Genomic DNA, 6,690 nt, shown 5'->3' on the forward strand with positions numbered 1-6,690 from the left:
GCCATGGACGAGACCGAGATCGACGAGATGATCCTGCGCGCCGAGCGCGGCCTGCAGGAGCCGGAGTGAGCCACCGTTGAACCCGCGGTGTTGCCGACCTAGGCCGGTGGTCCACCCTGTGGGAGGCGGTAGTCCCCCTGTGGGAGCCCGGGTTCCCCGGGCGAATGGCGCCGCAGGCGCCCCGGCGGAGTTGCGTATGTTGGCGGCAGCCACCAGGGACGCCTTCGGCCTCCATTCGCTCGGCAAAGCCGACCTCCCACAAGGCCTTGGTGCTACCACTAACCAGAAGCTGCTATTGGGCAATAATTTTGAGAGCCACCATGCGGACCACCTATGACGAAGCCGATGACATCCTGGTCCTTCGCCTGGCCGACAAGCCGATCGTGAAGGAGGTCTCCCAGGACTGGAACACCCATCTCAGCTACGCCGAGGATGGCACCCTCGTCGAGGTCGTCATCCTCGAGGCCTCCCGGCTGGGGGCCTGGCCCCTGCTCAAGAACGCTGCCGCGTGATCCACCGTTGAACCCGCCCCAACGCCCCGCCTATCGCCTGCTGGCCGAGTTGGAGGCCGCCTTCGACGCCCTGGTGGAGGCCGGCGAGGCGGTGGCGGCCGCCCATGCCGAGCGCCCCGGCGCCTGCTGGATCTTCGGCGAGCCGGAGCCGGTGGGCCCCGAGCGGGCCGCCGAGTGGCTGCGCGCGGCCCTGCTGGATGTGTGGTACCAGGATGGCCAGGACGGTCGCGCCACCCGCGCCCACCTGGGCCTGGTGGCCGCGGATGAAGCGCTGCTGGAACGCGTCGCCCAGGCCAATGCCGCCAAGGCCGAGTTCGCCGCCCTGCTCGCCCGGATCAAGGCGGCGGAACCCGGCCTGATCCCCGAGGCCAAGGCGGTGCTGCCCTTCCGCCACCCTGAGCTGCACCAGCACCTGCGCGGCCAGGGGCTGGCCCGGGTGCACCTCAAGCAGTGCTGGCGGGCGATCCCCGTGGCCGAGGCCCCCGTGGACCGGGTGCGCCTGGCCTGGTACTCGAGCGGGCGCTCCATCAAGCGCCTGACCGTGCAGGAGGCGGAGCAGAAGCTGCTCCGGCTCGACGCCGACGCCCCCCACGTGCGGATCCAGCTGCGCCGGCTGGCCGGCATTCCCAGCGGCGAGCCGCTGGCCCAGGTGCAGCGCCAGGCGCCGCTGATGCGCGCCAACCTCTTCTACCGGGAGCCGCTTGACGACGGCCGCACCCGGCGGGCCCTGAACGTGGCCCTGCCGCTCTTCGTGCCCAGCGCCGACGGCCGGCTGCCCGACCACAACCGGCCGCCGCCCCGCCCCCCCGAGCAGCGCACCCGGGCCCGCCGCCGCGACGAGCGGCTCGAGGACGAGCCCTTCCTGCCCAGCCTGCGGGTCTATCGCTACCGGTAAGGGCCGCTCGCCTTCCGGGGCGGCGGCCGCCGCGATTGCCAGGGGCCAAGGCGATTGCCAGGGGCCAAGAGAGTGAACCACCATGAGCCTGACACGCCGAGTCCCGCGGCGGGCCAAGCGCGCCGGCCGGGCCACCGTTCCGTCGGCGCCCCGATGGCCCCGCGCCGGGACATGACCAGACTCGACAGGGAGGCCCCGATGCCGACATTTCCCAACCACCTGAGGGGAGAGGGTCCCACCAACCCCTTCCCCGGCGTGCGCGTGCTGGAGCGCCGCCTGGGCCGCGAGATCCCCCACCAGCTGGGCTCCAACGAGGGGCTCGACATGCCCCACCGCGCCCTGCGCGAGCACTTCGGCGACGCCATGGCGGCTCATGTCTACAGCTACGGCGACGCCGAGGCGCTCGGCATCCGCCGGCGCCTGGCCGACCAGCAGGGCATCCCCCTGGACGCCATGCTGGTGGATGCCGGCGCCGACAGCCTGATCGCCCTGGCCCTGCGGGCGGTGACCGGCCGGGACGAGGTGGTGGTCAGCACCGCCGGCACCTACCCCACCTTCGCCTATTTCGCCCGGGGGCACGGCTGCCGCGTGGAGGAGCTGCCCTATGACGAGGGGCCAGGGCGCCTGGCGCCGGACCTCGAGGCCCTGGCGCGGGCCGCCCATGAGCACGAGGCGCGGCTGGTCTACCTGGCCAACCCGGACAACCCCAGCGGCAACCTGCACGACGACGCCGACGTCCTGGCGCTGCGCGAGGCACTGCCGGAGACCTGCTGGCTGCTGCTGGACGAGGCCTACCATGACTTTCGCGAGGACGCCGACGCCGCGTACGGCCGGCGCGTGCTGCCGGGGGTGATCCGGCTGCGCACCCTCTCCAAGGCCCATGGCCTGGCCGGCCTGCGGGTCGGCTACGCCATCGCCGACCCCGAGACCCTGGCGGTGATGATGAAGGTGCGCATCCACTATGCGGTGTCGACGCTCAGCCAGGCGGCGGCGGAGGTGGTGCTGGACCACCCCGACGAGGTGGCGGCCCACGTGGCCGAGGTGAGGCGGCGCCGCGACCGGCTGGCGGCCCGGCTGGGCGAGCTGGGCGCCGACGTGCTGCCCAGCGCCACCAACTTCGTGGGGCTGCGCCTGCCGAGCGCCGAGCTGGCCGAACGGGTGCATCGGGAGATGCTCGCCGCCGGCAAGCTGATCGCGCGCCCCGCCGACCCGGCGCTGGGACATGTGCTGCGCATCACCGCGGTCAGCGACGCCCTGGTGCCGGGACGGCTGGAAATCCTGGAGCAGGCGTTGGTGAGGGGATAAGGCGGCGGAGGGGGCTCTGCCAGGTGAGCTGGAGGGTTACTTGTGGACGCCAGTGGCTTGACCTGTAGGAGGCCGGCTCTGCCGGGCGAATGGAGGCCGAAGGGCTCCCCGCGGAAGACACCTACCTTCGCGCGGCACAGCCGGAACGCCGGACCGCGCCCTCCCACTGGCCTTGGCGCTGCTGCTGCCTTCACCAGCTCCTGGAGCGTCTGGTGGGAGGCCGGGTTCACCGGGAGAACAAGCTGGTATCGGCATAGGCCGGTGCCCCATCCCGTGGGAGGCCGACTCTGCCGGGCGAAGGGCGGTGTTGCGACGTAGCGAGAATCAGCCTACAGCCAGGCGGCATTCCAGTAGGGATAGTCAAGGATGTTGTCGACCAGCCCTCCACGTAGCGGGTTGGCGACGATATATCGGGCGATCGGTCGTAGATCCTCCTCGCGCCGAACCCCGCGATCGTGAAAGCCATCCTGCCAGATTCTTTCCCCCAGCAGGCATGATACCCGGGCCTTGTAGACCCTGACCGCCTCCGAGAGGTTGCCGTTCACCTGAAGTAGCCAATGGACATGGTCCGGCATCACGACGAAGGCCAGGGTATTCGCGTGACGGGCAACCGAATCGGCGTAGAAACTGCTGCAGGCACAGGCGGCATGCTGAAACTCGGCGAACCTTGGCTGGCGGTCACGAGCCGCGATGGTGACCAGATAGCAGTGACCGGCAAGGGACTGGCGGCCTTGCCGCAAGGCATGGCTATGATAGCGCCCCATTCAGCCCCTCCTCCGTGAACTAGTGTGGAGGTTAGTTCCACTCAGCTGTCTCGGGTGTCAGCCTTCTGCCCATGGGGGTGTCAGTCATAGCCGCACCAACCAGTGCCGTTCGAGGGCTCTGGTGGGAGGCCGGGTTTCCCGGGAGAACAATCTGATATCGGCATAGGCCGGTGCCCCATCCCGTGGGAGGCCGGCTCTGCCGGGCGAATGGAGGCCGAAGGGCTCCCCGCGGAAGACACCAACCTTCGCGCGGCAAAGCCGCCCTCCCACAAGACCATTCGCGCGGCACAGCCCGAACGCCGGACCGCGCCCTCCCACAAGACTATTCGCGCGGCACAGCCGGAACGCCGGACCGCGCCCTCCCACAAGACCATTCGCGCGGCACAGCCCGAACGCCGGACCGCGCCCTCCCACAAGACTATTCGCGCGGCACAGCCGGAACGCCGGACCGCGCCCTCCCACAAGACTATTCGCGCGGCACAGCCGGAACGCCGGACCGCGCCCTCCCACAAGACCATTCGCGCGGCACAGCCGCCCTCCCACTGGCCTTGGCGCTGCTGCTGCCTTCACCAGCTCCTGGAGCGTCTGGTGGGAGGCCGAGGTCCCTGGAAATGGAGGCGGCCCCGCCAACCCTACGGCTTCGGCAGCGGCTCCTGCTCGGCCTCGGCCGGGGGCTCCTCCAGCCGCGGCATGGCGGCCACCCGCCTGTCGATATAGCTCAGCAGGCCCAGCTGCGCGCCCAGCAGGGCGAAGCACCACAGGAGACCCTTGATCATCGCGGATTCCTCGTTGAGGCCGGCGGCCTCGATGAGGAGATGATAGGCCCGTTACGTCCAACTAGAAAGATAGCAGACTAATAGAATTTTCCGATCAGGACGGCAGGCCTCATAGCCTCTCCTCGACGCGCTCGAGTATCTGCCGGCTGACCCGGCCCACCAGGGGCCGGGCGGCCTTGTTCACGGCCTTCTCCATCAGCTTGTTGCGCAGCGCATAGGTCAGGGTCAGCGCCACCTCGGTGCCCTCCTTCACCGGGGTGAGCCGGTAGCAACCCTGGTTCTCGACGCCATCCAGGGATTCCCAGGCCAGCAGCTCCGGCGAGCGGGACTCGGTCACCGCCACGTCGAAGTGCCAGTCGCGCCCCACCGCGCGCACGTGCCAGCGGTAGCGATCATCCCCCAGCGGCTCGATGGCATGGATCAGATCGGAGTAGTCGGCGAAGTCCTCCACCCGCTCCAGCAGGGCGAAGACCCGCTCCGGCGGGGCCTTGAGAATCGCGCTGTGTTCGATGGTGGCCATGTACGGTTTCCTGAGCTCGGTGAGAACGGTAGAATTCCGTGTTTATCCTGCCCCATATCATCAAGCGAAGGTCAATTGCATGTCCACACCCAAGGTCGGTTTCGTCTCGCTGGGTTGCCCCAAGGCGCTGGTGGATTCCGAGCGCATCCTCACCCAGCTGCGCACCGAGGGCTACGAGATCGTGCCCCGCTACGACGACGCCGACGTGGTGGTGGTCAATACCTGCGGCTTCATCGACAGCGCCAAGGCGGAGTCCCTGGACGCCATCGGCGAGGCGATCGCCGAGAACGGCCGGGTGATCGTCACCGGCTGCATGGGCGTCGAGGAAGGCGCCATCCGCGACGTCCACCCCAGCGTGCTGGCGGTGACCGGCCCTCAGCAATACGAGCAGGTGGTGGGCGCCGTGCACGAGGTGGTGCCACCGCGCCAGGACCACGACCCGCGTATCGACCTGGTGCCGCCCCAGGGCGTCAAGCTCACCCCGCGCCACTACGCCTACCTGAAGATCTCCGAGGGCTGCAACCACAAGTGCAGCTTCTGCATCATCCCCAGCATGCGCGGCAAGCTGGTCAGCCGCCCGGTGGGCGAGGTGCTCAAGGAGGCCGAGGGACTGGCGCGGGCCGGGGTGAAGGAGCTCCTGGTGATCTCCCAGGACACCAGCGCCTACGGGGTCGACCTCAAGTACCGCAGCGGGTTCTGGAACGGCCGTCCGGTGAAGAGCCGCATGACAGAGCTGTGCGAGGCGCTCAGCGAGCTCGGCATCTGGGTGCGGCTGCACTACGTCTACCCCTACCCCCACGTGGACGAGCTGATCCCGCTGATGGCCGAGGGCAAGCTGCTGCCCTACCTGGACATCCCCTTCCAGCACGCGAGCCCGAAGGTGCTCAAGGCGATGAAGCGCCCGGCCTTCGAGGACCGGACCCTCGAGCGCATCAAGCGCTGGCGGGAGCTCTGCCCGGAGCTGACCATTCGCTCCACCTTCATCGTCGGCTTCCCCGGCGAGACCGAGGAGGACTTCCAGTACCTGCTCGACTGGCTCACCGAGGCCCAGCTCGACCGCGTGGGCTGCTTCCAGTACTCCCCGGTGGAAGGCGCGCCGGCCAACGACATGGACCTGGAGCCGGTGCCGGACGCGGTCAAGCAGGAGCGTTGGGAGCGCTTCATGGCCCACCAGCAGCAGATCTCCGCCGCCCGCCTGCAGGCCAAGGTGGGCCGCGAGATCGAGGTGCTCATCGACGAGATCACCGAGGAAGGCCCCATCGGCCGCAGCCACGCCGATGCCCCGGAGATCGACGGCATGGTCTTTCTTGACACCTCAGGGCTGGAAAGCGACGCCGAACTCAGCCCCGGGCAGATCGTGCGGGCACGGGTGACCCACGCGGACGAGTACGACCTCTGGGCGGAGGTGGTCGTCTGCATCCGCTAGCGGCCTTCGATCACGAACCAGCCTGTCGAGACGAGAGACCGATGGTTGACGCTGAACTTGCCGAGATTCCCGCTGGGCTCGAACGGAGCCTCAACGCCTTTTTCGAGGCGTCGCTACGGCACATCCTCCAGCACGAGAGTGCCGACGCCTACTTCGAGGCGCTCGACGAGATCGTTCGACGCTGCGGCCTCACCGAGTGGTTCGACGCGCAGATGCCCTACTGGGGGATCGCCCGCACCCTGTGGAATGCCGCCCCCCTGCCCTCCCGGGGCTTTCGCCCGGCACCGCTTCCCGAGCCGAAGCGCAACGACCCCTGCCCCTGCGGCTCCGGCAAGAAGTTCAAACGCTGCTGCCAGCCACTGCTGGGCGAGCACCCCGCGGGCCTGGCCGAGGAGCTGCCGATCCTGCGCATCGCGCTCTCCCTGTTCACGGCCCAGCAGCGCAAGGCGGCGGCCCGTAAGGGGCCGCCGCGGCTGCGCCTGATGCTCGCCG

8 protein-coding genes are annotated in these 6,690 nt (G+C 69.3%); 5 read left to right on the plus strand and 3 right to left on the minus strand.

Features of this window, described 5'->3' with window-relative positions:
• The first annotated feature begins 320 nt into the window (after positions 1-320).
• From J5F18_RS13055 to J5F18_RS13065, 3 genes are all read left to right on the plus strand, one after another.
• On the plus strand, positions 321-512 hold the full coding sequence (locus tag J5F18_RS13055) for a DUF2283 domain-containing protein (RefSeq protein ID WP_346299046.1): 192 nt from the start codon (positions 321-323) through the stop codon (positions 510-512).
• Positions 513-519: 7 nt separating this feature from the next.
• Positions 520-1,407, plus strand: coding sequence for a DNA replication terminus site-binding protein (locus J5F18_RS13060; RefSeq protein WP_346299047.1), 888 nt, complete (start codon positions 520-522; stop codon positions 1,405-1,407).
• A gap of 198 nt (positions 1,408-1,605) precedes the next feature.
• Entirely contained in the window at positions 1,606-2,712 is a 1,107-nt protein-coding gene (locus J5F18_RS13065; RefSeq protein ID WP_346299048.1) for an aminotransferase class I/II-fold pyridoxal phosphate-dependent enzyme, read from the plus strand.
• A 329-nt stretch (positions 2,713-3,041) separates the two neighbouring features.
• On the opposite strand, the gene J5F18_RS13070 is transcribed toward J5F18_RS13065, so the two are convergent.
• From J5F18_RS13070 to J5F18_RS13080, 3 genes are all read right to left on the minus strand, one after another.
• The gene (locus J5F18_RS13070) at positions 3,042-3,476 is read right to left on the minus strand and encodes a transposase (RefSeq protein WP_346299049.1); all 435 of its coding nucleotides are present in this window, start codon (positions 3,474-3,476) and stop codon (positions 3,042-3,044) included.
• 632 nt (positions 3,477-4,108) lie between these two features.
• Positions 4,109-4,252, minus strand: a complete 144-nt coding sequence (locus J5F18_RS13075; RefSeq protein ID WP_346299050.1) for a hypothetical protein — start codon at positions 4,250-4,252, stop codon at positions 4,109-4,111.
• Positions 4,253-4,361: 109 nt separating this feature from the next.
• Positions 4,362-4,772 carry an SRPBCC family protein gene (locus J5F18_RS13080; protein ID WP_346299051.1) on the minus strand — a complete coding sequence of 137 codons (411 nt, stop codon included), beginning with the start codon at positions 4,770-4,772 and terminating at the stop codon, positions 4,362-4,364.
• A gap of 79 nt (positions 4,773-4,851) precedes the next feature.
• On the opposite strand from J5F18_RS13080, the gene rimO reads away from it, so the two are divergent.
• Entirely contained in the window at positions 4,852-6,198 is a 1,347-nt protein-coding gene (gene rimO / locus J5F18_RS13085) for a 30S ribosomal protein S12 methylthiotransferase RimO (RefSeq protein WP_346299052.1), read from the plus strand.
• 41 nt (positions 6,199-6,239) lie between these two features.
• Positions 6,240-6,690 (plus strand): SEC-C metal-binding domain-containing protein (locus J5F18_RS13090; RefSeq protein WP_346299053.1); only part of this gene is annotated, 451 nt, incomplete at its 3' end.

Source organism: Halomonas sp. BM-2019, from assembly GCF_017584085.1.